A 23,768-nucleotide genomic window follows, 5' to 3' on the forward strand; every position below is an offset into this window, starting at 1 on the left:
CTTGGGTGATCTTCTGGGCAAGATTAGCAAAACGGCATCAATGGCGGGCAAGCGATTGATGCAAGTCGTTGGTAAGATCACTCTCGAGCCCAGCGGCGCGCTGTTGCGCAGGCTTCGCGGTGTCGCTGCGCCCACATGTAAACGGGAGAGCGAACATGATCTCTGCGGCATTTCCCTATAAGAAGCAGCGGCGGCGGGTCCTCGGCCGCGAGATGGCGTATGTGGAGGTGGGAAAGGGCGACCCCATCGTACTGCTGCACGGCAATCCCACTTCGTCGTATCTCTGGCGCAATGTGTTGCCGCACCTGAAGCCGCTGGGTCGCTGCATCGCCCCCGACCTGATCGGCATGGGCGATTCCGACAAGCTGCCTGACAGCGGTCCCAACTCGTATCGCTTCGTGGAGCACCGCCGCTATCTCGACGCCCTACTCGAGTCCCTGGACGTGCGCGAACGGGTCACCCTCGTCATCCATGACTGGGGTTCGGCGCTCGGCTTCGACTGGGCCAACCGCCACCGCGAGGCCGTGAAGGGTATCGCGTACATGTAGGCGATCATGGGGCCGCAATACTGGGACCACTGGGACAAGTTCGAAATGCGTCACGCCTTGCAAGGGCTGCGTTCCGAGAAAGGCGAGGAAATGGTCTTGCGAGACAATTTCTTCATCGAGAAGATCCTGCCGGGAGCCATCCTTCGCAAGATGTCCGACGAGGATATGGCGGAGTACCGACGGCCGTTCGCCGAGCCCGGCGAGGGCCGGCGTCCGACGCTGACGTGGCCCAGGCAAATCCCCATCGAGGGCGAGCCCGCCGACGTGACTGCGATCGTGACCGCCTACGCCGACTGGCTTAAGACGAGCCATATACCCAAGTTGTTCCTGAGGGCGGAGCCCGGTGGGATCCTCGCCCATGGCCCGGTTCTCGATTTGGCCCGCAGCCTCCCGGCACAGACCGAGGTGACGATCTCGGGACTCCATTTTGTCCAGGAAGACTCGCCGGACGAGATCGGACGGGCCGTCGCCGGCTGGATGGAGGCGTTGGGCTGACCGCAAATGCGAAGTGCCGCGGCGTCTACCAGGGCGACCTTCGCATAGACCACAGGATAGCGTTCGTGAGAATTCGCTGGTAGCGGGCGTCCCGCCAAACTGACGGCTCGTGGCCTAACGCCGAATAAAATACTCGTCCCTCGCCATAGAATCGGGTCCAGGTGAGAGGCCAGCCATAGAATCGTTGATGTACGCCGGTCTTGCCAAGGTCCACCGAGCTTGGGTCGAGGCGCAGGAGCACGCGCGAACCACGATAGTCGAAGTCGCCGATTTGGTAGATCTCGTCCTCGACTTGCAACGAATTCCCAAGAAAAGCCACCAGGGGATCGCCGGGATCAACCACCTCGATCTTCACGGCCTGATGCCAAGGATGACCATTAAAGTAGCCGCCGACCAGATCGAGATAGTCCGGCCAAGTGTAGAATGTGTCCGTCGCCGAATGAACGCCGAGGAACCCGCGGCCCGAGCGCACAAAGTTGAGAAGAGCTCTCTTTTGCGCGTCGCTCATCGGAAGTTCTCCTGACGTATAGAACATCACCGCTGCGTAGCGCTCGAGGTTCTCGGTGGAAAATTCAGACGTGTCTTCCGTTGCAGTGACTTCAAAAACACCCGAATGGCTTCCGAGCTGGGTCAGGATAACCTTAGAAAGCGGTATGACATCATGCCGGTAGCCGGCGGAGTATGTGAAATAGAGGATGCGCTCTCGCGGACGCTCCGCATGCGCGCCGAGCGGTCGGATTGCCGCCGCGCCGCCGAGGAGCGCGATGAACTCACGTCGCCTCACAATCGCCTCCGCCAAAACCAACCATGTGTTGAAGAAGCCTAGCACAGATCAGCCCAGCGCCGACCGGGGGGCATCGCCCTCTCGCGTCCTATGCAACGCTGCTGGCCTGATCCTATTGTGACTGTCGGCGATTGTCCGCCCGTGCGCACAATTTTAGGTTATCTATTGGGATAGTGTTGGGCTGAATAGCCTATGCTGCTTAAGCGTTGCACTACAGCTATGGGACAGGATGATCTCGGAGGCGCATGCATTCAGCTTTCATTTGGTATTTCTTATCCATGAAAGGCCGCATCGGTCCGCAGGAATTTCGATTGGGACTTTTGGGACTTGTGCTAGTCGACATGCTCGTCGTGCGCGTCGCGAGGAAGCTCACTGATTCAGGACCCCAATACTATAGCGTCAACCCTCCGCTCGACTGGCCCATCGTCCCGGCTGTCCTCTTTATCTCGCTCTGGCCGCTCGCTGCAATCCTTGTGAAGCGACTACATGACTTCAACATCTCGGGTTGGTGGGCGCTCACAATCCTCGCAATTCCCCTCCTCGTCGACGCGCTCAGCATTCCGTATTGGCTTCCCTATCTTTTATTGGCGGCAATCCTGAGTGCATTTCCCGGACGGCCTGGCGACAATCGGTTCGGCTCGACCTCGCTACCGCGCACGCGCGTCTAGCGCGCCCCCAAAGCAGACCGGCCGGGCGTTCGAACGGTGGCGCGAAAGTCAGCCGCAATGTCCGCTGCTGGCCCATCCCTGCCGACAGCGCTCCTCAACGTCAGGTCGGTTTCGCAGGGTAAACCCGGCGCGCCGATCCGCAGCGAACGACGCCGGACTTCGACCCAATTCGGACTTTGGTTGGTATCCCAAGCCGGACATCAGCTGCCTCCAGACTTGGTGGCTTCCCGCACGAGGATGTCCATCAACATTTTGGCGGGTATCTCGCGGGCAAGCGCCGCCGCCTGACCTGACCAGAGTGGCGTGAAATCGGAGCTTCCATTCTGCTCAGCCGCAGCACGCAGCGGCGACAGTTCGCCCATGGGCAGCGGAAAGTCCGGCGCCGCGTCCGACCAGGGACCAATCTCGGCGGCAAGGCGATTGACCAGAACCCTCGCCGGTCGCCCGGAGAACACGTTGGTCACGACAGTCTGGTTCAACCGCGCATTTCGCAGAGCCTCGCGATGGAGCGGGGGCGTTGCCGACTCGGCACAAAGCAGAAAGGCGGTTCCAACCTGCACGCCGGCGGCCCCGAGTGCGAACGCCGCTGCGATCCCTCGCCCATCCCCGATCCCGCCGGCTGCGATCACGGGCACGCTGACGGCGTCAGCGACTTGTGGCACAAGGGCGAACGTGCCGGCCTGTGAGGCGATCGCGCGCTCGCTGTTAGAATCGAGGAATGAGCCTCGATGTCCTCCGGCTTCGTACCCCTGAGCGATGATCGCATCGGCACCATGCTTTTCGAGCCAGCATGCTTCGTCGACTGTCGTCGCCGATGAGATCACCTTGCAGCCGGCTGCCTTGACCCGATCGACCAATTCGGGCTCGGGCAAACCGAAATGAAAGCTTACCACCTCCGGCCGGACCTGTTCGACTACGGCGGACGCGGCATCGCCGAACGGAGCGAGATCGAGGCGCGGTGCAGCCGTTGCGGGGGCGATGCCCAGTTCGCGATAATACGACGAAAGCTTCTCATGCCAGGCACGCTCGCGAGCGGCGTCCGCCTTTGCCGCATCGTGGCAGAAGAAGTTGAGATTGATTGGTCTCTTCGTCAGTCGCCGTAGCTCGGCAACGGTCTTTGCAATGAGCTCAGGCGTCAAGACAGCGCAGCCGATCGAGCCCATGCCGCCGGCATTCGAGACCGCGGCTGCAAGGTCTACCGTGCCCAATCCGGCCATTGGTGCCAGCACGATCGGATGCTCGATCTTGAACAATTCAACAAGACGTCGGTTAGACCACATCGCACGCCTCCTACCAGTGGCCGGCGGACGCGCCGCCATCGACATGCATGATCTCGCCGGTGACGAAAGCCGCTCGCTCAAGATACATCACGGCGTCGACGACCTCCTGTATCTCGCCCATGCGGCCCATCGGCTGCAAGCTTGCGAGGAAGCCATGCGCCTCCGGCGCATGCATAGGGGTCGCGATCGCACCAGGCGATATGGCATTCACGCGGATATTCCGGCTTGCGTACTCGATCGCGAGCGAGCGGGTGGTCGCGTTGAGACCGCCTTTGGTTAGCGCCGCGAGCGCCGCCGCCAGGGACGCCATCGGCTGCTCGGCGATCGTGGCCGTGATATTGACGATGTGACCCGAGCCCGCGAGCAGCATCCTCGCCGCCACCCGCTGCGTTAGATTGAAAAAGCCCGCGAGATTGACCCCGACCATCTTGGCGAAGTCGGCCTCAGAATACTCGGTAAAAGGCTTCGCAATGAACAGGCCGGCATTGTTGATGAGCGTATCGATCCGTCCGAAGCGCTCGATGGCCAGTTCCACGATGCGATCGGTCGTCTTTGCGCTGGCGATGTCGCCATCGACCGCGAGCATCGACGGATCGTCGCTCCTGCCGATCGAACGAGAACTGGCAACGACGTGGTAGCCGATATCCCGGTAGGCCTCGAGCAGTCCTGCGCCAATGCCGCGCGATGCTCCGGTGATGATGGCAACCTTCCGTTCGGAAGTCATATTCGCTTCTCCTTCACGCAAAGTGCATGGATGGGCGAACAGTAACCCTGATCGAGGCAATGCCGCTTTGCATCGCCTGCTCAGCTATTGTCATTTCCTGCCGTCGGCGGATGCAGATCGTTACATCGGTAACAAAGTCAAGCCAGCCAGTTTCGCCGATATTGCGCCGGTGTCTGGCCCGTGGCTCGCCGGAATGCGCGGGTGAAATTGGCCTGGCACGAAAACCTGAGCCCGAGGGCGATATCGACCAAGGCCCGGTCCGCATCGCAGAGCAGATCCTTGGCGCGTTCGAGGCGCCTTGCACTGACATGCCGATGCGGCGATTTGCCGATGGCGGCCTTGAACGCGCGCGCGAAATAAAACTCGCTCAGGCAGGCAACCGAGGCCAGCCGCGCTACCGTCAGATCGCCCTCCAAATTGGCTTCGATATAGTTGAGCACCCGCGCCAATCTGCGTCGGTCGAGCCCTTCCCCTGCGGCCGGCATGACCAGGCCGGACCGCGGCGCAGCATGGTTCTGGATCAATCTTGCCACCAGACTCAATGCCAGGGTTTCGGCGAGCAGCCTGCCCGCGGACGTCTCGTGTTCCAGTTCGAGCATGATGGCAAAGGCCATCTCGGCAAGCAGTGGATCGCGGAAGCCGCCCTTGTGGCGGAGTGAATCGATCGCCGTCGCGCCGAACCCTTCTCCCAGATCATGCGACAAGAACAAACCGGGCGGTAGGTAAAGATGCAAGATCGCTGGCACCGGCTCGGACATGTCGATCAGGCCTTCGTGCACGCCGGCCGGACGAAACCAGATGGTTCCACGTTCGGAGATGGTCGAGTCGATGGCCCCGTCCAGCCGACGCGTGACAACGGACCGACTACCGCGCACATCAACGCAGATCTCGGCATCAGGCTGGGGGTTATTCCAGGCAACCGTACCGCGGTGGCTGCGAAGCTCTGCCGTGAGATTTGACCAACCTCGCGTGGCGGATGAGGCCAGCAGCCCGGCGACGCCGTATTTGTTGGGGCTGCGTTCGCCTGACGGCGTCGGCCGAGATGTCAATTCCTGATTTCGGCCAAATAAATCCACGCCGGCGTCACCTTTGGACATGCTGCGGGCTCGACGGCGTCAATGTGGTCGGACTCGTGGCTGACCGCAACTCTCGCCCCGGCCCTATCACGCATCTGCGATCAGGCAGTGTAGCCGCTCACTTCCGTTATTGGCCCCCAACCGACGTTGCCACGCTGCTGCCGACCGCCAGCTTTTGACCCACAACGGACATGGCCTCCGTCATAGGGGCAATATTTCTGTTTCGGTGCTGCGGCCCCCCGCCGAGCTCTCGTTCGTCAACCAGCCCGCCTCCCGCACGATGGCGACGGCTGACCGGGCGACGGGGGCCGTGATTCCATTGACGAGCTGCAGTCGCAGATTGCGGCCCTCGGTAACGGCCCGCACAACCGCCTTCCTCGCGACCCACCAGGAGCGATGTACCTGCAGGCCATCGGCATTTTCGAGCGCCATCATTGCCTGGTTGAGCGTTGCTAGTACAAGGCGAGAGTTGCCGGCGGTATGGACGCGTACATAGTGGTCCTCCATCTGCAGGCAAAGCACCGCGGAAGGTGGCGCACCGAGCAGCCCGAAAGCAGTTGGCGGCGCTTCGCCGGCTTCCTTGGCCTGTTGCCGGCGATGTAACCGGGCCTGCATGAGAAGGGTGAAACCCAGCACGATCGGCAAGGCCGTGATCAGCCCCTGCAAGTACCAATCGAGTGGTCGCAGGATTTTCAGGAAGGGCCATATCGATACGGCGATCGACACGACCCAGATCTGGAATGGCGCGTTCAGGATGACGACGCCGAGAAAGATCGACATCCAGGTCATCGCCGGGTTCAGGCGGAGCCGCAGCACCACCCGGATGAGCGATCCGAAAAGGAGGGTTCCGGGTAAGAAGCAGGCGAGTTGAAACACCACGCGCTGCCAGGTCGGTCCGTTCAGATAGCTACCAAACGGTCCGATCAGGCCGAAAAAGATGGCGCAGACGCTCGCGATCGCGAGGTCAACGGCCCAATCCCGTAGAAAGTCACTCCGGCGCGCTTCACTCATAAGGCCATTATAGTTGCGGTTTGCCCGCCGGCGAACCCATTCGCCCGTTGGCGAACAATTGCTGGCGCAGGCCTGTGCCGTTTGCTGGATCCTTGGCGTCCCACTCGCCGAGAGGTTCCCATGCGTTACACGATTGCATATTTTTTCGCCGTACTCATCGCAGTCACCGCCGGCCAGGCCGACGCCGCGGTCGGGTTCCGGCATTTCAGCATCGACGATCCGCAAGGCCCACCTATCGAGGTGGGCGTCTGGTATCCGACCACGATGACCCCGAAGCTGGAGGCGGTCGAGACCGATCAACAGATGGTCGCCCGCGACGCGCCGGTTGAGGGCACCGGTCTTCCGCTGGTGGTCATATCTCACGGTCATGGAGGCTCCTACGCCGGGCACCTCGACACCGCCACGGCCCTGGCCAATGCAGGGTTCGTCGTCGCCGCTCTTACGCATAATGGCGATAGCTGGCGCGACCAAAGCCGTCCGACCGCAATCTGGGAACGGCCACGGCAATTGAAGCTGCTCACGGATTACATGCTGGGCGCGTGGAGCGACCACGGCCGCCTCGATGCCAATCGCGTTGGCGCGTTCGGCTTCTCGGCTGGCGGCTTGACGGTGCTAGCGGCCGCCGGCGGCGAGCCGGACCTTCGGACCCTTCCGAGCCACTGCAAGGCGCATCCCGCCTTCGAAGACTGTCAGATCATGGAAGAGCACCCGTTGCTGCCGGATACCGATATCGTCTGGACCCACGATCCGCGAATCAAGGCGGTGGTCTCCGCCGCGCCCGCTCTCGGTTTTGCCTTCGGGACCAACGGTCTGGCGGCTGTCCTCCAGCCGGTACAGCTCTGGCGGGCCGAGAATGATCAAGTGCTACCACACCCCTATTATGCGGAAGCCGTTCGGCTCGCTTTGCCGACGCCACCCGAGACGCACGTCGTGGCTGACGCCGGGCACTACGACTTTCTGAAGCCGTGCTCTGCGGACCTGGCAACCCGCATACCGGCAATCTGCACAAGCAAGCCGGGCTTCGACCGCGCTGCGTTTCATGAGCGCTTCGACCACGACATCGTCGCCTTCTTCAAGCGGACGCTGCAGTAGCAAGTTTTGAAGTGGGATGTCCGTTCTTGGCCGTTAGTTGACATTCCCGCGCTCAGGGCGAACGTCCCCTCGTGACCCGAAGCGGACATTACGGATATTGGTGGCTGTGGAAATCGACGTGACTCAATGCTCACCTCCTGAGTTGCAAGCGGAACGACGCAAAGCATGAAGAGCGGCACAGAGTCGCTGCACCCATGTGCCCCGTGCTTCATCCGAACAACAGGAGAATTGCATTTTTCACAGCGCATTCGGTCAGGACAGCTGACTGTGCGCGCTGCGTATTCCGGGCATGACGCTGACGTTCGCCGCGTTCCATGCTATTATGCTAACATTCCAGGTCGTTCGGTCGAGCCTTGTATTGAGGTCAAAACCGATGATTGGAGCCACCATCCCCACATACTTCGTCAGTCCAAGGCGAAGCATCAAGAAAGCATGATCACGTTGGCGCTCGGCGCCGGCGTGCAAACTCGATTTGACAGGAGAAAGCATACGCAGGTCGATTTCAACTCGCGGCAATTCACGGCGGAGACCTGAACCGCCGCTTGATCTAAGGAGGCACTCATGAACTCCATCAACGTGCGCATAGTCCCCACAGTCACCGCAGCGATGAGACTCACCAAAGCAACGGCTTTTGCTGCAGCGCTCGTGTCCTTTGCCCCCGCGGCTGTCGCGGGAGAGCCGATTGAAAAGAAGGGGACTACTCCTTATGTGACGCACTTTATTTTTCGGCCCTTGATGAGCATTGACACCGCCGAACTCGGCAAGGCCACTACGCTGGAGGCGGTCGGGACCACTCAAAACATGAAGGGAGAGAAGATGCTGGACAAGATGTCAGCACGCTGCGTGGCGCTGAACGTCGCGTCCGGAGACAAGAAATACATTGACGGCGCTTGCGTGCTCGCCGACAGCGACGGCGACAAGATTTTCTCGACCTTCGATACTCGAGACCTCGACAAGGCCCAGCCGAAAATGGATTGTGGAACGCATATCATCACCGGCGGCACCGGTAAGTATAAGGGCATCACCGGAAGCGAACCATTTGCGTGCATAGCTATGCCTGCGCTGGCTGGCTCTGGCGAATATTTTGCGATGGACATCCCGCACAACACGTCCTGGGAAATCAAATGATCCTGAACCCGATGTCGCCGTAAAGATGGTTGTTGAGGCGGCCATCAATCGCTGAACGAGAGCCCAGCCCACCACAGCTGGGCTCTTCTTCTGTTCGTAATTTGGGTCAGATGGTCCGCTTGTGGCCTCAAGCGGTCGACCCGGCATGTCCGCTAGATATCCGCTCCTTGGGGGTGAAGCAGACTTGATATGCTCAGCCCGAGTTTTTCCGGGTGTGACCCGAAGGCGAAGTCGCCGCTGTCCGTTTGCATGTCCGTTGATGGGGAGCTGAGCCGACTCGTTGTGCTCGCCGCGAGTCTTTCCGTTGATGAGTGCGGCCCATCGCCTAGGTTGCGGTATCCAATACGTCGCTGAGCGAGGCGCCGATCATACGTCCGGCGGCAGTGGATAGCATTGTTGCCTGATCAGTCATTCGCGCCGACCTCCGTAAAAAGGAACCCGGCGGGCGTCTTGGTAAAGACGAAGATGAGCTCGCCGCAGAAGACGAAGTAATTGTCATTGTTCTCTTGATCGCGATCGTAGACGGCCTTGCCGCGCTGGATACACGCGCGATTTTTCGGCGTGAACGAGGTCGGATAGGTCTTGGCGCGAAATTGCGCGGCGTCGCGAATTGCGCTGTCGTTCATGAACGGCAATCGTGTCATACCGGCGACGGCGGCGGAATCGTTTGTCCTCAGCGCCGCGCGAAACTTCGCGATGAAGCCATCGAATTCCTTCTGCAAGGCAGGAGAAGCGACGGCTTTCTTCGGCGCCTGGGCGACGGCTGGAGCAAGGTTCACGAGAGCGGTTACGAGCATAATTCTCAGCAAAAATCCCACGGGTCGGCTCCGTCCATCGTCCAATCAAGGTCTTCCGACCGATCCAAATCCGTGGTGTTCTGTTGCGTCAAGGACTTTCTGGCTCGCCGGCGCAGCGTTAACCCCGCCCAGGCATGGACCAATAGCATTTGCCGGAGCATGCGCTGGCATGTTTTGCCGCGCTCGCTTATGGCCCTCAGCCGAAGGTCAATTGAGCGCGTGTCATGTCGGCTGTCAGGGGCAAACCGGACGCCGATACAGCTTGGCGCCCACTGCTGCTTTTGACCCTAAGCGGACAATCTCCAAGTGGGATTGCTGGGTCGAAAAGCTATCTTTTTCCCAAGTCTTGCGCGAAACGCAGAAGGTAGCCGTCGGGGTCCTGCACCAAAAACTGCCTGTTGCCTCGCTCCTCACCGGCGATCCGATACCAAGCATCGTGACATTCCCTGAAGAGCGGCCATTGTGCCTTTTCCAAAGCATCGAGAAGTGGCGCGACGGAGCCGACAAAGATTTGGAAGTTGATACCGCGCCCCAGTGGTCGTTCTAAAGCACCAGTTTGCCAATGGCCGCTGTGCTGTCTGAGCATGACCTGCGCACCCTGAAACTCCAGGTACACAAATCGACTTTCAGGCCGCTGATAGGCGATACGGAAACCAAGGAGGTCGCACCAAAAGGTCGTGCTCTGTTTGAGGTCGAACACATCCATTTCAGGGACCAAGTGAGCAAAACCGCCAGTCGGTAATCTGTCTTCTGACACAGCCATAGCCTGCAACATCCTCACTCGTGTCGTGCTCGCAAAAGATCGACCCAATTCTGATGATGGGCAATTCTAACATATCTTCCCGTGTTGGGACTGTCTGATAGACAAGCGGCTGTCGAGGCGATGTCTGCTTTTGGCCCGTTTGAGACCTGGCGAGGGGTACTAAAGATGTCCGCTCACTGGGGCTGACCGGGCGTCGTCTCGGGAGAACCAAACCGACGCGATTGACCCGAAGCAGACCAAGGCTTGGGGAATGGTCACGACAGCCGAACCGTTCGAGTTGGACCAGGGCGCGGACGCGGAGCGTAACGCCCGTCGTGGTTAGCGCTTAGCCAGTGTTCCTGACCGCCTCAGCTAGAATGGCGTACAGCTGCTGCTTGCTGAATTCCTTGGGCTGCTGCTTCTCTGCGGTGCTTCGCGACACCTTCTTCTCTACTCGACGTACCAGGGCGGCCGACGACGCCGGCCTTGGCTTCGGGGGCGGCCTTATCTTGGGTCTTGCTGTTGGCGGCTTGTGGCCACGCTTCAAGCCCGAACGGGTTAGCATCCCGCAGACCGCGTTACGGCTACACCCGAGACGGCGCGCAATCTGTGCCGCGCTCTGTCCTGCGGCCCAGAGCCTTTTGAGCAGCGCTACGTCTTTCGCATCCCAGCCCATGGAGAGATTATAGCGCGGACTGACCGACACTGGCTAGTCCAGGCCGCTCGCGGGAATCCCTTCTATGGATTCACGACTTGGCTCTACAACGCTGGTGATCTCTCCGCCCAAGCCTTGGTGGCTTGGCAGATTTCCATCGCCCGGGCGTAGGCGGGGCGTGTCGTCGTACGGGCGAGATAGGCACGCTCGACTGAACCCGGGGTATAGTTGCTGGTTCGCAGACCAAGCAGGAGTGCGTAGCTCACTGAAATGTCAGCAGCAGTGAACCGGTCTCCGGCGAGAAATGGACGATTTGCGAGACGCTGGATGACCAATCCCAGCCGGCTATGAAAGGTCTCCAGTGCCCAGATTGTGACCCGGGCGTTTCGCTCTGCTGCGGGGGCGAATGCGCGACCGACGATGACGGCGTTCATTGGTCCAGCGAGCCCGGCCTCTCCCAAATGGAGGAATTGCAGATAGGCGGCGAAAGCCGGATCATCCGGGGCGACGGCGAGCGGGCTCGGGCCGTGGCGGGCGAGCAGGTATTCGAGGATCGCGATCGACTCGACCATGATCATCTCGCCGTCCTGCAGCGCCGGGATAAAGCCGGCGGGGTTGATCGCGAGAAAATCGGGATCATTCTCGACAGCGAACAGATCGACCGGGCGCAGCCGATAAGCCACCCCCAATTCCTCAAGCAGCCAAACGACACGGAACCCACGACCTTCGCCATAGACAGTGAGCATACTTGAGCGTCCTTACGTTGGCTTAAGTGCCTTAATTCGCAGGAGCGAGATTTCCACACCTGCTGCTATCGCTCCGACACGATATGCACAAGGTTCGTCGAATACACGGTATCATGCAGCGCCGGTCCTCCCTACTTTATGGGTTCACGGCCTAGTCTTCATCCGGCTCGCGGACGACTGCCGGCTCGTCAGCTTCATCCTCCTCTTCGTCGTCCTCGTCGTCCTCCTCGTCTTCATCAGGATCTCGGGGCGGCATCGCGGTGCCCATAGCTACGAGCGGCGTCCAGACGGTCGCTGTGATGAAAAATGCTTCGAAATCGTGTCGCCTCATGTTGTTACTCCTCGAAAAGCATGAGCAGTCGAATATTCCTGACCGACGACATCCGGATGTCCAGGGCGCGATCGCCCCTGCGCGACGGCGATCAGATCCACAGCAGTGGCAGGGGCCGGCACCCCACACAACTGGCGGCGTTTACGAGTACTTCATGCCGAGGACGCATCAGGTTCCATATTTACCAACACTTCGCCGGCAGTGATTTCGGGATCCCCAAGATCGAGGTCATGCAGACTTGCTTGAATAAACTCCATTATCCTGGCGTTCGCTGCATTCGCGCTTTCGCGGTCCTCGAATATCATCACGGCGACACCGACGCCGTCGCCCCCATCCAGCACGTAGTAAGATCTGAATCCGTGCGATTGCTTCAGGATCTGACCGACGCCGCTCTTGGCGCGGCGGGCAGCGTCCGCGACCGAACGAACCCTGGTGTACTTGCGAATGACGATGTACATGAGGCCACCACGCGTTGCAGTTCCCGTCCCACGCATCAAAGCATACCGGCTCCCGGTCGGACCAGGGCGCTGCTTCCCGAATGGCCGCGCGCCTTTCTCCAGCGAGCCAACCTCGCCCCGCAAGCGGGGGCGAGGTGCCGAGGCTCAGGACCCCTCGAACTTGAACGAGACGTTGAGCTTGGCGCGATAGGACTCTACGTTTCCCTTCTCATCCAGTTGCATATCGAGCTTGACGACCTCTGCAATGCGAAGATCCCGGAGAGTTTTTGCAGCTTGCCCGACCGCATTGGCGGCCGCCTTCTCCCATGAGTCACTGCTGGTACCGATCAGTTCAATGACCTTGTAGACGCTATCAGGCATATCGTCCTCCTGTTCGGTCTGAAGCAGAAAGCAGGTGCTCCCCGCCGTTGTGAAATCTAGCATCAGGATGTCGGCGCTGATACGACGCGATACGCCTCGGACCCCGCCCCGGGGCCCGATAAGGACAAACCGCATTTGGCGTGGATGGCGGCTTTTGGCCCGAAGCAGGCCGTCGCCCGTAGCGGACCATCCCATCAGAGCCGTGATCACCCTCGCCGCGGTCATGGTAGGGTGGTCTTGTTCTTGCTGGCGAGCCAAAAGGTGACAGCCGATGAAGTGTCTTCGGATATACGCAACCCCGGACGGTGAATCTCACTTCGGTGAGGTGGAAATCCCCATGACGGCAAAGCTGACCGTCGCTCCCGGTGCCAAGCCGTTTCAGGTGTCCCAGCGCTATCCCGCGTCAAGCATGGAGGTTACTCAAATTCCTGCCGGTATGCGACAGGTCGATTGGCACACCGTTCCCGCGCGGGTATTGACTGTGAGACTGACTGGCGCGGTCGAATACGAGACGAGCGACGGCGAGGTGCGGCACGTCTCTGCGGGCGAGTTCGTGTTGGTGGAGGACACACACGGAAAGGGCCATCTGTCTCGTCATTCCCCAGACGAGCAAACCGTTCTTTGGATCAGGCTACCCGACGGCCTCGATTTGCCGTCCCCATAGTTCGCAGGGATCGCCTTCGCCCACGACGCCGAAAATCTGCAAATGGGCTCATCGCCGACAAGGCGGGCCGCGGCTGTTGTCAGCATCTACCCCAAAGCGGACGTCAACCGTCGATGCCGGCAAACCCGCTCGGTGACCACGGTCGCTATGCCTCTGTTGGTGTCGGCTGCAATCCTAAGGGCTCGCGTGGCGCTGAGCGGGAGGCGATGGCAAGACTCGGAATCGCGCCCCATCGTGTCGAATAGAGGCCGTGCCGAAACCGGCGTCGCTTGCGCCAAGATGTAGGATGGGTAGAGCTCTTGCGAAACCCATCGCCCCCGGCACGCCGATGCAGCGCCCGTGTCATTCTTTAGCTCGATGCCGTTGCGAGGATCAGGTTTGATGGGTTTCGCTTCGCTCTGCCCATCCTACGAACTACGTCAGTGTCAGCACGCCTTAAAGGTGGGACGGCACCCCTGCCGCCATGAATAGCGGCCGTCACAACGGTTGCACTTCCATAGAAAGCCGTTGTTACACTTGATCCTGGTGATGCAGTAGTTCTTGTATGCTGCAGGCGATTGCGCTGAGGTAGAGGCGATACTGAGCGCAAGTGCTCCGACACTCATGGTCGCAACCAGGGCGACGAGAGCAAATGGTTTCGCTATCGTAGTCATGGTCGGTCCCTCCCTGGAGGCATGACAATCCCCGCATCAGAGTCGCCCCACGTTGCGATGATAGCAGAATTCACACGAGCAGGCGCTAAGATTGCTGGGTAATTTCGTCGCAACCTTGGGGTGTCTATAAAGGCTACCGGCATAGCGAGTCCGGCGCGATCTGACGGCCAAAGCGGACATCTGGCGATCCATCTCAATTCACGGCTCACGCCATCGTTTTCACGCTCTCGGCTCTAGCGCTTCGGCCGCACCACCCGCGTCAGCATCGGAAAATGCTTGTTGCCGCCTGCGAATGGCGGGAACTGGACGAAGTCCGCGCGCATGCGCTGGATCACGCCGGAGCCGAGCGCGTGCGCGAGGGCTTGCGGGCTGTCGAACACCAGCTTGTTGCGCTGCATGTGCTCGACGCGCTGCGACGGCAGCCGGTCGATCCAATCGATCCGGGTGTAGATCTCGATCTGGCGAACGTCAGGGAAGGTTCGCATGATCGATGGATGATGCTCCAGATAATGCAGGTTCCAGGCGTTCATGTCCTCGGCCGGGCCGGGATAGTGCACGAGATAGCTGCACGGAGTGGTCGTGCCTGCCGGATGTTCGGCGACCTCGACGGGAAACGCGCGTGTCAGCATGACCTGGTGCGTGACATCCAAGCCGGTGAGGCTCGCCAGTCCGGCCCCCGTCGCGAGACCGGCAAGGATGCCACCGCGATCCATCGCCGCCTCGCAGGCGAACAGGTCGGGAAACCGGAGTTGAAGCGCAAACACCGGGCCGGAGCCATCGGCCTTGTAGGGATGATCGACCGACTGTTCGAGCGGCGTGAACAGCAGGCCCTCGGCCATATCAGGGATCGATCCGACCAGCTCCGCCACGGCGACGACCTCGTCGGGATGAATTCGCCGTTCGCCCGCCGGATCGGCGAATGTCATGAACAGCGAGATCATGCGGGCGCTGCCTCGGCGCCCTCGCCCGCGCTCACATGCGCCATCAGCGCGGCGCGAATGTCATCCGGCCACGGGATCGCATGGTGATCCACCAGCGACGTCGCGGCCAGGATCTGGCGGGCGCGCCAGCGCATGCCGTTCGCGCCGGAGACGACATGCTCCAAATGGAGCGACGATCCGCCGACCCGGCTAATGCGCAATCCGAACGTCAAGAGATCGCCGAACATCGACGGCCGGGAAAAGTCGCAGGACAGATGCACCGTGGGCGTCCCGATTTTCCGGACCGTGATCAGCTCCGGCCATGGAAATCCAATTCTCGCCCAGAAGTCTTCGACGACCCCGTTGAGGATGTTCAGGTAGGACGGGAAGTACCCGATCCCCGAGGGATCGCAGTCTCCGAACCTCAGCTCGCGATCGAACGAGAACGACGTCATCAGATCGCAACGACCGGATGCCTGATGACACCGACGCCGTCGACCCCGGCTTCGACCACGTCACCCGGCCATAGCCACTCCTGGGGAGTCCTGCCGGCGCCGACGCCCTCCGGCGTTCCCGTCGCGATGATGTCGCCCGGCTCCAGCGTCATGCCCGATGAAATGTCCGATATCAGGACCGGAATGTCGAAGATCATGTATTTGGTATTGGAGTCCTGCTTCATGACCCCGTTCTTGGTCAGCCACAGCCGGAGGTCATGTGGGTCGGGAATTTCGTCCGCGGTCACGATGCAGGGGCCGAACGGTGCGTAGGTGTCCATGCCCTTGGAGAAGATCCACTGGCCGGCGCGGCGATTGTCGCGCGCGGAAATGTCGATCATCACCGAATAGCCGAAGACGTGGTCCATCGCCTTGTCGGTCGCGATTCGGGTTGCGGTCTTGCCGATGATGACGGCGAGCTCGACTTCCCAGTCGAGCTGCTGCGTCATCTTCGCATTGTGCTGGATAGCGCCGCCGGGGCCGATCACCGACGTCGGCGGCTTGGAGAAGACGACCGGCTGCTTCGGCAGGTCCTTGTCGGTATCCAGGCTCTTGGCGGACTCCGCCACATGTGCACGGTAGTTCAGCCCGATGCCGAAAATGTTCTTGCGGGGTCGCGGGATGGGCGCCTGTAGCTTCACGTCCTCGAGCGGAACGGCGGAGCCGGCCGGCAAGCGTCCATCGGCATCCTCCAGACGCTCCTTCAGCGCCGGCAGCAGCGTCACGCTGTTGTCGATGAACGACAGCATGTCGCTCGGCCATGCAAAGCCATGCGACGCACCGAGGTGCTCGACGTCCACGACCAATCCGTCAACGAGGACCCCGAGGCGGGCACCACTGGAGCCCAAGGTGTAGGTAACAAGGCGCATGCAGCTTTATCCGGCTCTTTCGGTTGAATTCTGTGCGGGGACGTCAGGCGGCAACTGGCTGATGGCCGGCGTTGTCGCCATAGGCCTCTTCCCGGTAGAAGCCGAGACTCTCGATGACGGGCAGATCGTTGAAGCAGAACAGGCAGGCGTCCTCGCTTCCCGAAGCATTGCCGTGCTCGTGCCAGGCCCAGGAGGGAACGCAGAAGATGTCGCGTTCCTGCCACTCGAAACGCTGGCCGGCGATGATCGAATAACCGCGCCCCTTGGCGACCTGGTAAATGAAGCTGCCGGTGTGCCGATGCGACTTCGTCTTCTCGCCCGGCCGCAGCAGCTGCATGCTCGCGCCGATCGTCTGCATCACGTGTCCGCCGGAGATCGGATTGACGTAGTTCATGAGAATGCCGTCATAGGGCGAACCGTCGGTCGCAGCGGCATATTTGCGCAAGGACTCGTAGGTCGGCTCCCACTCGTATTTGAACATCGGGGAATAGCCCTTCGACCATTTCGAATCCGCCGGCCGAAGCCCGGGATTGCCCCAGGTCTTGGTCATGTCGTCCACGGGATAGCCGGATTCTTCCTGTTGCACCTTGGGATGGACCGCAAAAAAATTCGCCTCCAGCGCGTTGACGAGCGGGATGTCCAAACCGTCCTGCCAGATGCACACCGAGCCGTTGGCTTCGACGCCATGCTCGTGCCAGGTTCCGTTCGGCGTGAGCACGAAATCCCGCGCCCCCAGCGTCATCTTGTGCCCATCGACGATGGTGTAGGCGCCCGAACCTTCCATGATAAAGCGCAGGGCTGAAGCCGAGTGCGCGTGCGCGGTTGCGACCTCGCCGGGATGCATCACCTGCAATCCCGAATAGAGCCAGCCGACCGCCGCCGACACATCGCGGCGGCCGGGATTGTTGAGATAGATCACCCGCCGCCCCGCCTTCTCCGGCGAGACCAGCTCGACCGAGCGCAGCACGTGCTCGCGCAGATCGTTGTAGCGCCAGAGCACGGGAACGGAGGCCGATTGCGGCGCCCACGGCTCGATCTTGTTGGCGACCGTCCACAGCGCGCCGGCTTCGTACTTTTCGAGGTCCTTGTAATAGGCCTTGAGCTCGGGGGTGTCCTCGACATTGGCCCGGCCGATCACGTTCTCGCGCATCCTGTCCTCCAAGTCCTGTCTCGTCGCGCCGCTCTATCGACGCGCCCAACCATTATTCCGATCTCAGCGGGATCGGCGTGAAGCCCTGCCCCGCGTCATCGCCCTCACCGTCTGCGAGGCGCAGCGGCGCCAGAGGACGGCGGTTGACCCGCAAATCGAAAATATCGAACCGGTTGTAGTGCCCGACGATGTCATGCATCTGCTTCGGTTGGATGCAGCGGTCGAGATCGATGTCGGCGTACACGATGCCCTCGTCGTCGATCAGGGGATCGCCGACCACGCGGCCATCGGGTCCGATGATGCCGGAGAACGCGCTCGACTTGCGCTGCAGGCGCGCACGCGCGTCGGGGACGACCGTTTCCATCGCCGTGATGATCTCCTCCGACACGGTCGAGCAGGAGACGATCGTAAAAATCTTGCCCTCAAAGGAATGGGCGATCGCGCGCAACTTGATCGCCTCCGCCATGTCGTAGTCGGGGGGCGCGACCGGAAGCGAGATGTAGCTGGCGACATGCACGAGCTCACCCTGACCCAACAGCGCAAAGCGCGCGAGCGTGTTGGTGTTCTCGCCGCAGGCGAGTCCGCCGAGACGCCCGATCTCGGTATCATAGACGCGCAGGCTCGATCCGTCACCGCCGGTCCAGGTCAGCTTCTCCGCCCAGGTCGGCACCAGCTTGCGGTGCTTGCCAAGCACCGCGCCGTCCGGCCCGATGAAAACCAGGGTATTGTAGATCGCGCCCAGCGACACCGGGCTGCGCTCGTTCACGCCGAGCACGACGTGGCAGCCGGTATCGCGCGCGGCCTTCCTGACGACATCGACCTCCGGACCCGGCACCAGCACCGATGCCTTGGCGAGCTTCTCGAACCATGCGCTGCCCGTGACGGGATCGGTGATCCAGTTCCAGTAGGGATAGCCGGGAACGAACACTTCGGGGAACGCGACGAGCTTCGCGCCATTGGCTGCGGCTTCACGGACCAGTGAAGCTGCCTTGTCGGCTGTCGCGCCCGGGTTGAGATAGACAGGTGAAGCCTGGACGGCGGCGGCTCTAAAGCGAGGCAGCTTCAGCATTGGCCCTACCCTGTCGCTGGCTCATGATCGCCTTGCCGGAGCAGAGGTCCGCAAGCGTGATAGCATGGCGCGGCGTTGACTTGCTTCACATGTAAACGTATGCTATCGCATATTTCTGGAGGGTGCAATGGCTGAACGGTCTTTTGCTCGCGAAGTCGAGTATCTCCGGCTCGGCGATGGCGATACGTTCCGCGGCGAAGGCATCCTCGCCATCACCAAGGCGCTGCTGCAATCCGGCGTCGCCTATGTCGGCGGCTACCAGGGCTCTCCGATCTCGCACCTGATGGACGTGCTCGCCGACGCCAAGGACGTGCTCGACGATCTCGGCGTCGTGTTCCAGAGCTCCGCCAACGAAGCGGCCGCAGCCGCAATGCTGTCGGCCTCGGTGATGTATCCCCTGCGCGGCGCGGTGGCGTGGAAGTCGACGGTCGGCACCAACGTCGCCTCCGACGCGCTCGCCAATCTCGCCTCGGGCGGCGTCACCGGCGGCACCATGATCATCGTCGGCGAGGACTATGGTGAAGGCTCCTCCATCATGCAGGAGCGGACCCATGCCTTTGCGATGAAATCGCAGATGTGGCTGCTCGATCCCCGCCCCGATCATGAATGCATCGTCAATCTGATCGAGAAGGGTTTTGAGCTCTCCGAATTCTCGAACACGCCCGTGATGCTCGAGGTCCGTGTCCGCGCCTGTCACATGCACGGCAGCTTCGCCTGCAAGGACAACGTCAAGCCGGCGCACACCATCAAGGACGCGCTCAACAACCCCAGGCGCGACGTCAACCGCATCGTGCTGCCGCCGGCGGCCTATGAGCATGAGCAGGAGAAGATCAAGACGCGGATGCCCGCCGCGATCGGCTTCATCCGGGACCACAAGCTGAATGAATGGATGGGGCCGAAGCAGGGCAAGGTCGGCATCATCATGCAGGGCGGCATGTACAACAACGTGATCCGCGCGCTGCAATATCTCGGGCTGTCGGATGCCTACGGCAACACGCAGGTTCCGCTCTATGTCATGAACGTCACCTACCCCGTGATCGACACCGAGGTCGCGGAGTTCTGCGTCGACAAGGACGCCGTCCTGATCGTCGAGGAAGGCCAGCCGGAGTATCTGGAGCAGGCGATCAACACCGTGCTGCGGCGCAGGGACATCCAGGCGCGCATCCATGGCAAGGACGTGCTGCCGATGGGCGGCGACTACACCGCGCAGGTTCTGCTCGGCGGCGTCCGGGACTTCCTGGAGAAGACCGAGCCGCGGCTGCTCGGCAACCGGCCGCCGGCGCCCGACGCCGTTCCCGTGCTCAATCACCCCGCGGTTGAGAAGCTGAAGCAGGTTGTGCCGGCACGCCCGCCCGGGCTCTGCACCGGCTGCCCGGAGCGGCCGATCTTCGCCGCCATGAAGCTCGTCGAGGAAGAGCTCGGCCAGCATCATGTCTCGGCCGACATCGGCTGCCATCTGTTCTCGATCCTGCCGCCCTTCAATATCGGCGCGACCACCATGGGCTTCGGCCTTGGCCCGGCCTCGACCTCGGCCTTCAACGTCAAGGCCGACAAACGCTCGATCGCGGTGATGGGCGACGGCGGCTTCTGGCACAACGGACTGACCAGCGGCATCGGCAATGCCGTGTTCAACAAGCACGACGGCGTTTTCGTCATCGTCGACAATTTCTACACGTCGGCGACCGGCGGTCAGGACATCCTGTCGTCGCGCGCCACCAACAAGCGGCGAGACACCAACAATTCGATCGTCAAGGCCGTGAAGGGCATCGGCGGCCAGTGGGTGCGCCAGCTCGACCGCACCTATGACGTCGGCAAGATGCGCGACACGCTGAAGGAAGCGCTGACGACCAAGGAGGAAGGCCCCAAGGTCATCGTCGCCTCCTCCGAATGCATGCTGAACAAGCAGCGCCGCGTGAAGCCGCAGATCAACAAGGCCATCAAGGACGGAGTGCGCACCGTCAAGGAGCGCTTCGGTGTCGACGAGGACGTCTGCACCGGCGACCATGCCTGCATCCGGCTCTCGGGCTGCCCGTCGCTTTCGGTGAAGCAGCTGGACGACCCCTTGCGCGACGACCCCGTTGCGGCGATCGACAATTCCTGCGTCGGCTGCGGCAATTGCGGCGAGGTCTCCGAGGCCGCCGTGCTCTGCCCCTCGTTCTATCGCGCGGACGTCATTCACAATCCGACCGGCTGGGACAGGTTCAAATCCAAGGTCGCGATGGCCGTGATCGGCTGGTTGCAACGGCGGCGTGATCGCCGGCGTCCGGCGCTCGAGGCGTTGGCATGAGAGACGAGACGGTCCGGCTGGCCCTCCCCGCCGCCGGTGAGGCGACCGAGCGGCCGATCTCGATCGCGATCGTCGCGATGGGCGGCCAGGGCGGCGGCGTCCTGACCGACTGGATCGTGCAGCTTGCCGAGAACCATGGCTGGGTCGCGCAATCGACCTCGGTGCCCGGCGTCGCCCAGCGCACCGGCGCCACGATCTATTATATCGAGGCGATGCCGCCGCTCGACGGCCGCAAGCCGATCCTGTCGTTGATGCCGACGCCCGGCGACGTCGACGTGGTGATGGCGGCGGAGTTCATGGAGGCCGGCCGGTCGATCCTGCGCGGCCTCGTGACGCCGGATCGCACCACGTTGATCGCATCCAACCACCGGTCGTTTGCGATCGGCGAGAAGATCGCACCGGGCAACGGCATCGCCGACGGCGGCGCCGTCACCGGCGCCATCGGGGTTGCCGCCAAGACCGAGATCATCTTCGATCTGAACGCGCTGGCGATCGCGCATGGCAGCGTCATCTCGGCCGCGATGTTCGGTGCGCTCGCGGCGGCCGCTGTGCTGCCGTTCAGCCGCGACAGCTATCTCGACGTGATCCGCGCAGGTGGGAAAGGCGCCAAGGCTAGCGTGGAGACGTTTGGAGCCGCGTTTGACCGGGTCAAGACCGGCTCACCCGAGGTCACAGCGCCGGCGCCATCAAAGCAGGCCGATCACGTCCCCTCTCCCGCAACGCCCGATCCAGATCTTGCCGGGCTCATCGCAAGACTGAAGCAGGAGCTGCCCGAGCCTGCGCTCACCATGGCCCGCGCTGGCTTGAGGAAGGTCGTCGACTTCCAGGACGTCGCCTATGGCGCCGAATATCTCGACATTCTCAAGACGTTGCACGCCGCCGACCGAAACGCCGGCGGTGGTGCGCGCGCCTATGCCTTCACGGAGACCGCGGCAAAGTACCTCGCCAACGCCATGACCTATGACGACGTCATCCGCGTGGCCGACCTGAAGACGCGCGCCGGTCGCCGCGCGCGCATCGAGAGCGAGCTCGAGATGTCGCAGGGACAGGTGCTCCAGACCACCGAGTTCATGCATCCGCGCATGGAGGAGGTCATGGGCGTGCTGCCCGCGGGCTTCAGCCGCTGGCTCGGCGCGCGGCCACGCCTGCTCGGCTGGCTCGATCGCCGCGTCAACCGGGGACGCCGGGTGCGGACCTACTCGCTGCCCTGGTTCCTGACGCTCTATGTCGTGGCCGGACTACGCGGCCTGCGACGCCGCTCGCTGCGTCACGCGGTCGAGACCGCGCATCGGGACGGATGGCTCAAGGCGGCAACCGATGCGGTCGCAACCAACTACCAGCTCGGTGTCGAGATCCTGCAATGCCAACGCCTCGTGAAAGGCTATTCCGATACCCACAGCCGCGGGCTGTCGAAATTCGACAAGACGCTGGCGGCGATCAAGCTGGTCGAACGACGCGAGGATGCCGCCGATTGGGCGCGCCGCCTGCGGGAGGCCGCGCTGAAGGACAGCGCCGGCAAGGAGCTCGACGGCGTGATCCAGACCATCAAGACTTTTGCATGATTCCATCGGAGGGGGACGCGGGAGTGGATTGCCGTTCGACCCCCAAGACGTCAGGATCAGGCGACTTGACTACGATTCTCAAATTGTTAATCGGAGCGAAAGACCCGCGATAATCCCTCCAATCGACGAGACATCTGTACTCGATGGTCATGCAATGCCGGCAGCACTCAAAGAGAACATTGTTCCCGTCCCTGGGCAGATCGAAACCCGGCTCTGGCTTCAATTGCTGTCGCTGCATGGCGAGCTGTTCGCGTCGCTGAATTCGATGCTGAACGCCGAGTTCGGCCTGTCGCTCGCAAAATTCGACGTGCTGGCCCAGCTCGATCGCTACAGCGATGGCCTCGCGCTCGGGCAGTTGTCGCAAAATCTGAAAGTCACCGGCGGCAACGTCTCGGGGCTGGTGCAGCGCCTTCTCGCCGACGACCTCATCAGCAGGGAAATGTCGAGCGAGGACCGGCGGTCCTTCATCGTGCGCCTGACGCCGAAGGGCGAGGCGCTGTTCAGGAAAGCGGCCGACGTTCACAAGAAGCATCTCGGCAAACGGCTCGAGAATGTTTCGGCCCGGGAGCTGGACGGTGCGTTGTCCGTACTGAAATCCCTTTCTTCAAAACTTCATACCGAGAGCAAGAAGCAAAGTCGCAAGAGATAATGGCCAGAGAATCCAAGAGCAGATGGAAGTCGGGTCCGCCGAGGACGCGGGACCAGCTGCAAACCTACATCCCGTATCTGTTCAACCGGCTCGCCAATCGCTGGAATCTCGATCAGAACCGCGACTTGAGCGACCACGGCATCAACAATGTCGTGTTCCGGACGCTGTCGGTCCTGTTCATCTACAAGACCCTCACTGTCAACGAGGTCGCCGTTCTCGCGGTGACCGAGCAGTCGACGGCGAGCCGCATGGTCGAGTCCATGGTGTCATCGGGCCTCGTCAAGCGCGAGATCGCGGAGGAAGACCAGCGCCGCCGCGTCGTGGGTCTGACCCCGGACGGCGAGGCGCTGCTGCGCAAGATCTGGCCGATCATGGCGAGCAACTACGACAAGCTGATCGAAGGCATCGAGCCCGACGACATCGAGGTCTGCGCGCGCGTGCTGGCCAAGATGGTCGAGAACATCCGCCAGAACCAGATCTGATCTTGTTTATTGGAGCATGATCTTTTCGGAAAACCGCTTCACACTTTGCGCTAACGCGGCCCTCCGGGTCGGAT

27 protein-coding genes are annotated in these 23,768 nt (G+C 61.7%); 10 read left to right on the forward strand and 17 right to left on the reverse strand.

The features are described from left to right. Positions 1–155: 155 nt before the first annotated feature. Positions 156–548 (forward strand): alpha/beta fold hydrolase, encoded by a 393-nt coding sequence (locus tag ABIB99_RS19015; protein ID WP_354177054.1) that lies wholly within the window; start codon positions 156–158, stop codon positions 546–548. 6 nt (positions 549–554) lie between these two features. Continuing rightward, entirely contained in the window at positions 555–1,043 is a 489-nt protein-coding gene (locus ABIB99_RS19020) for a hypothetical protein (RefSeq protein ID WP_354177056.1), read from the forward strand. A 25-nt stretch (positions 1,044–1,068) separates the two neighbouring features. On the opposite strand, the gene ABIB99_RS19025 is transcribed toward ABIB99_RS19020, so the two are convergent. Beyond that, a complete protein-coding gene (locus ABIB99_RS19025; protein ID WP_354177057.1) occupies positions 1,069–1,827 on the reverse strand; it encodes a ThuA domain-containing protein in 759 nt (252 codons plus the stop codon). A 245-nt stretch (positions 1,828–2,072) separates the two neighbouring features. Between ABIB99_RS19025 and ABIB99_RS19030 the strand changes: the two genes are divergently transcribed. Further along, entirely contained in the window at positions 2,073–2,495 is a 423-nt protein-coding gene (locus ABIB99_RS19030; protein ID WP_354177059.1) for a DUF805 domain-containing protein, read from the forward strand. A 200-nt stretch (positions 2,496–2,695) separates the two neighbouring features. Here ABIB99_RS19030 and ABIB99_RS19035 read toward each other — a convergent pair whose 3' ends face one another. From ABIB99_RS19035 to ABIB99_RS19050, 4 genes are all read right to left on the reverse strand, one after another. Further along, positions 2,696–3,775 (reverse strand): NAD(P)H-dependent flavin oxidoreductase, encoded by a 1,080-nt coding sequence (locus ABIB99_RS19035; protein ID WP_502917506.1) that lies wholly within the window; start codon positions 3,773–3,775, stop codon positions 2,696–2,698. A gap of 10 nt (positions 3,776–3,785) precedes the next feature. Continuing rightward, complete coding sequence (locus ABIB99_RS19040) at positions 3,786–4,499, reverse strand: SDR family NAD(P)-dependent oxidoreductase (protein ID WP_354177062.1); 714 nt, start codon at positions 4,497–4,499, stop codon at positions 3,786–3,788. Positions 4,500–4,636: 137 nt separating this feature from the next. Further along, positions 4,637–5,596 carry a helix-turn-helix domain-containing protein gene (locus ABIB99_RS19045; protein ID WP_354177064.1) on the reverse strand — a complete coding sequence of 320 codons (960 nt, stop codon included), beginning with the start codon at positions 5,594–5,596 and terminating at the stop codon, positions 4,637–4,639. A 180-nt stretch (positions 5,597–5,776) separates the two neighbouring features. Beyond that, positions 5,777–6,811, reverse strand: a complete 1,035-nt coding sequence (locus ABIB99_RS19050; protein WP_354177065.1) for a LytTR family DNA-binding domain-containing protein — start codon at positions 6,809–6,811, stop codon at positions 5,777–5,779. A 39-nt stretch (positions 6,812–6,850) separates the two neighbouring features. On the opposite strand from ABIB99_RS19050, the gene ABIB99_RS19055 reads away from it, so the two are divergent. Together ABIB99_RS19055 and ABIB99_RS19060 are read left to right on the forward strand one after the other, a co-directional pair. Next, the gene (locus tag ABIB99_RS19055) at positions 6,851–7,678 is read left to right on the forward strand and encodes an alpha/beta hydrolase family protein (protein WP_354177067.1); all 828 of its coding nucleotides are present in this window, start codon (positions 6,851–6,853) and stop codon (positions 7,676–7,678) included. Positions 7,679–8,239: 561 nt separating this feature from the next. Further along, positions 8,240–8,806 (forward strand): hypothetical protein, encoded by a 567-nt coding sequence (locus ABIB99_RS19060; protein WP_354177068.1) that lies wholly within the window; start codon positions 8,240–8,242, stop codon positions 8,804–8,806. A gap of 404 nt (positions 8,807–9,210) precedes the next feature. Here the strand turns inward: ABIB99_RS19060 and ABIB99_RS19065 are convergent, their stop codons facing one another. The 7 genes from ABIB99_RS19065 to ABIB99_RS19095 form a co-directional block, all read right to left on the reverse strand. Beyond that, a complete protein-coding gene (locus tag ABIB99_RS19065; RefSeq protein WP_354177070.1) occupies positions 9,211–9,624 on the reverse strand; it encodes a hypothetical protein in 414 nt (137 codons plus the stop codon). Positions 9,625–9,931: 307 nt separating this feature from the next. Then, positions 9,932–10,366 carry a bleomycin resistance protein gene (locus ABIB99_RS19070; RefSeq protein WP_071917154.1) on the reverse strand — a complete coding sequence of 145 codons (435 nt, stop codon included), beginning with the start codon at positions 10,364–10,366 and terminating at the stop codon, positions 9,932–9,934. 325 nt (positions 10,367–10,691) lie between these two features. Beyond that, positions 10,692–11,021 carry a GcrA family cell cycle regulator gene (locus tag ABIB99_RS19075; RefSeq protein WP_028155869.1) on the reverse strand — a complete coding sequence of 110 codons (330 nt, stop codon included), beginning with the start codon at positions 11,019–11,021 and terminating at the stop codon, positions 10,692–10,694. Between the two features lie 83 nt (positions 11,022–11,104). Beyond that, entirely contained in the window at positions 11,105–11,746 is a 642-nt protein-coding gene (locus tag ABIB99_RS19080; protein ID WP_071915273.1) for a glutathione S-transferase family protein, read from the reverse strand. 151 nt (positions 11,747–11,897) lie between these two features. Next, positions 11,898–12,077, reverse strand: a complete 180-nt coding sequence (locus ABIB99_RS19085) for a hypothetical protein (RefSeq protein WP_354177072.1) — start codon at positions 12,075–12,077, stop codon at positions 11,898–11,900. Positions 12,078–12,229: 152 nt separating this feature from the next. After that, the gene (locus tag ABIB99_RS19090) at positions 12,230–12,535 is read right to left on the reverse strand and encodes a hypothetical protein (protein ID WP_354177073.1); all 306 of its coding nucleotides are present in this window, start codon (positions 12,533–12,535) and stop codon (positions 12,230–12,232) included. A gap of 144 nt (positions 12,536–12,679) precedes the next feature. Further along, entirely contained in the window at positions 12,680–13,120 is a 441-nt protein-coding gene (locus ABIB99_RS19095; RefSeq protein WP_354177074.1) for a dodecin family protein, read from the reverse strand. Positions 13,121–13,166: 46 nt separating this feature from the next. Between ABIB99_RS19095 and ABIB99_RS19100 the strand changes: the two genes are divergently transcribed. Next, a complete protein-coding gene (locus tag ABIB99_RS19100) occupies positions 13,167–13,559 on the forward strand; it encodes a cupin domain-containing protein (RefSeq protein ID WP_354177075.1) in 393 nt (130 codons plus the stop codon). Positions 13,560–14,445: 886 nt separating this feature from the next. Here ABIB99_RS19100 and ABIB99_RS19105 read toward each other — a convergent pair. From ABIB99_RS19105 to ABIB99_RS19125, 5 genes are read right to left on the reverse strand one after another with little or no spacing between them, the layout of a single operon-like run. Next, positions 14,446–15,153 carry a hypothetical protein gene (locus ABIB99_RS19105; protein ID WP_354177077.1) on the reverse strand — a complete coding sequence of 236 codons (708 nt, stop codon included), beginning with the start codon at positions 15,151–15,153 and terminating at the stop codon, positions 14,446–14,448. Beyond that, positions 15,150–15,587: an acyl-CoA thioesterase gene (locus ABIB99_RS19110; RefSeq protein WP_354177078.1), complete on the reverse strand. Its 438-nt coding sequence runs from the start codon at positions 15,585–15,587 to the stop codon at positions 15,150–15,152. Before ABIB99_RS19110 ends, ABIB99_RS19105 begins: the two co-directional genes overlap by 4 nt. Then, positions 15,587–16,495, reverse strand: a complete 909-nt coding sequence (locus ABIB99_RS19115; protein WP_354177080.1) for a fumarylacetoacetate hydrolase family protein — start codon at positions 16,493–16,495, stop codon at positions 15,587–15,589. Before ABIB99_RS19115 ends, ABIB99_RS19110 begins: the two co-directional genes overlap by 1 nt. A 43-nt stretch (positions 16,496–16,538) precedes the next feature. Continuing rightward, positions 16,539–17,645, reverse strand: coding sequence for a cupin domain-containing protein (locus ABIB99_RS19120; protein WP_063984242.1), 1,107 nt, complete (start codon positions 17,643–17,645; stop codon positions 16,539–16,541). Positions 17,646–17,697: 52 nt separating this feature from the next. Next, positions 17,698–18,714, reverse strand: coding sequence for a carbon-nitrogen hydrolase family protein (locus ABIB99_RS19125; RefSeq protein WP_354177082.1), 1,017 nt, complete (start codon positions 18,712–18,714; stop codon positions 17,698–17,700). Positions 18,715–18,841: 127 nt separating this feature from the next. Between ABIB99_RS19125 and ABIB99_RS19130 the strand changes: the two genes are divergently transcribed. From ABIB99_RS19130 to ABIB99_RS19145, 4 genes are read left to right on the forward strand one after another with little or no spacing between them, the layout of a single operon-like run. Next, on the forward strand, positions 18,842–21,001 hold the full coding sequence (locus ABIB99_RS19130; RefSeq protein WP_354177083.1) for a thiamine pyrophosphate-dependent enzyme: 2,160 nt from the start codon (positions 18,842–18,844) through the stop codon (positions 20,999–21,001). Next, positions 20,998–22,563, forward strand: coding sequence for an indolepyruvate oxidoreductase subunit beta family protein (locus ABIB99_RS19135; RefSeq protein WP_354177084.1), 1,566 nt, complete (start codon positions 20,998–21,000; stop codon positions 22,561–22,563). Before ABIB99_RS19130 ends, ABIB99_RS19135 begins: the two co-directional genes overlap by 4 nt. Before the next feature lie 28 nt (positions 22,564–22,591). Then, positions 22,592–23,212, forward strand: coding sequence for a MarR family winged helix-turn-helix transcriptional regulator (locus ABIB99_RS19140; protein ID WP_354177086.1), 621 nt, complete (start codon positions 22,592–22,594; stop codon positions 23,210–23,212). Next, positions 23,212–23,694, forward strand: coding sequence for a MarR family winged helix-turn-helix transcriptional regulator (locus tag ABIB99_RS19145; RefSeq protein ID WP_063984247.1), 483 nt, complete (start codon positions 23,212–23,214; stop codon positions 23,692–23,694). Before ABIB99_RS19140 ends, ABIB99_RS19145 begins: the two co-directional genes overlap by 1 nt. The last annotated feature ends 74 nt before the right edge of the window (positions 23,695–23,768 follow it).

Source organism: Bradyrhizobium sp. LA6.1, assembly GCF_040547805.1.
GTDB lineage: Bacteria > Pseudomonadota > Alphaproteobacteria > Rhizobiales > Xanthobacteraceae > Bradyrhizobium > Bradyrhizobium barranii.

Excerpts from the sequence above, each read along its gene's own strand:
- ABIB99_RS19015 (WP_354177054.1), top strand. The coding sequence starts at position 156 with ATGATCTCTGCGGCATTTCCCTATAAGAAGCAGCGGCGGCGGGTCCTC.
- ABIB99_RS19020 (WP_354177056.1), top strand. The coding sequence starts at position 555 with ATGGGGCCGCAATACTGGGACCACTGGGACAAGTTCGAAATGCGTCAC.
- ABIB99_RS19030 (WP_354177059.1), top strand. The coding sequence starts at position 2,073 with ATGCATTCAGCTTTCATTTGGTATTTCTTATCCATGAAAGGCCGCATC.
- ABIB99_RS19035 (WP_502917506.1), bottom strand. The coding sequence starts at position 3,775 with ATGTGGTCTAACCGACGTCTTGTTGAATTGTTCAAGATCGAGCATCCG.
- ABIB99_RS19040 (WP_354177062.1), bottom strand. The coding sequence starts at position 4,499 with ATGACTTCCGAACGGAAGGTTGCCATCATCACCGGAGCATCGCGCGGC.
- ABIB99_RS19045 (WP_354177064.1), bottom strand. The coding sequence starts at position 5,596 with ATGTCCAAAGGTGACGCCGGCGTGGATTTATTTGGCCGAAATCAGGAA.
- ABIB99_RS19055 (WP_354177067.1), top strand. The coding sequence starts at position 6,851 with ATGACCCCGAAGCTGGAGGCGGTCGAGACCGATCAACAGATGGTCGCC.
- ABIB99_RS19060 (WP_354177068.1), top strand. The coding sequence starts at position 8,240 with ATGAACTCCATCAACGTGCGCATAGTCCCCACAGTCACCGCAGCGATG.
- ABIB99_RS19070 (WP_071917154.1), bottom strand. The coding sequence starts at position 10,366 with ATGGCTGTGTCAGAAGACAGATTACCGACTGGCGGTTTTGCTCACTTG.
- ABIB99_RS19075 (WP_028155869.1), bottom strand. The coding sequence starts at position 11,021 with ATGGGCTGGGATGCGAAAGACGTAGCGCTGCTCAAAAGGCTCTGGGCC.
- ABIB99_RS19080 (WP_071915273.1), bottom strand. The coding sequence starts at position 11,746 with ATGCTCACTGTCTATGGCGAAGGTCGTGGGTTCCGTGTCGTTTGGCTG.
- ABIB99_RS19085 (WP_354177072.1), bottom strand. The coding sequence starts at position 12,077 with ATGAGGCGACACGATTTCGAAGCATTTTTCATCACAGCGACCGTCTGG.
- ABIB99_RS19090 (WP_354177073.1), bottom strand. The coding sequence starts at position 12,535 with ATGTACATCGTCATTCGCAAGTACACCAGGGTTCGTTCGGTCGCGGAC.
- ABIB99_RS19095 (WP_354177074.1), bottom strand. The coding sequence starts at position 13,120 with ATGACCGCGGCGAGGGTGATCACGGCTCTGATGGGATGGTCCGCTACG.
- ABIB99_RS19100 (WP_354177075.1), top strand. The coding sequence starts at position 13,167 with ATGAAGTGTCTTCGGATATACGCAACCCCGGACGGTGAATCTCACTTC.
- ABIB99_RS19105 (WP_354177077.1), bottom strand. The coding sequence starts at position 15,153 with ATGATCTCGCTGTTCATGACATTCGCCGATCCGGCGGGCGAACGGCGA.
- ABIB99_RS19110 (WP_354177078.1), bottom strand. The coding sequence starts at position 15,587 with ATGACGTCGTTCTCGTTCGATCGCGAGCTGAGGTTCGGAGACTGCGAT.
- ABIB99_RS19115 (WP_354177080.1), bottom strand. The coding sequence starts at position 16,495 with ATGCGCCTTGTTACCTACACCTTGGGCTCCAGTGGTGCCCGCCTCGGG.
- ABIB99_RS19120 (WP_063984242.1), bottom strand. The coding sequence starts at position 17,645 with ATGCGCGAGAACGTGATCGGCCGGGCCAATGTCGAGGACACCCCCGAG.
- ABIB99_RS19125 (WP_354177082.1), bottom strand. The coding sequence starts at position 18,714 with ATGCTGAAGCTGCCTCGCTTTAGAGCCGCCGCCGTCCAGGCTTCACCT.
- ABIB99_RS19130 (WP_354177083.1), top strand. The coding sequence starts at position 18,842 with ATGGCTGAACGGTCTTTTGCTCGCGAAGTCGAGTATCTCCGGCTCGGC.
- ABIB99_RS19135 (WP_354177084.1), top strand. The coding sequence starts at position 20,998 with ATGAGAGACGAGACGGTCCGGCTGGCCCTCCCCGCCGCCGGTGAGGCG.
- ABIB99_RS19145 (WP_063984247.1), top strand. The coding sequence starts at position 23,212 with ATGGCCAGAGAATCCAAGAGCAGATGGAAGTCGGGTCCGCCGAGGACG.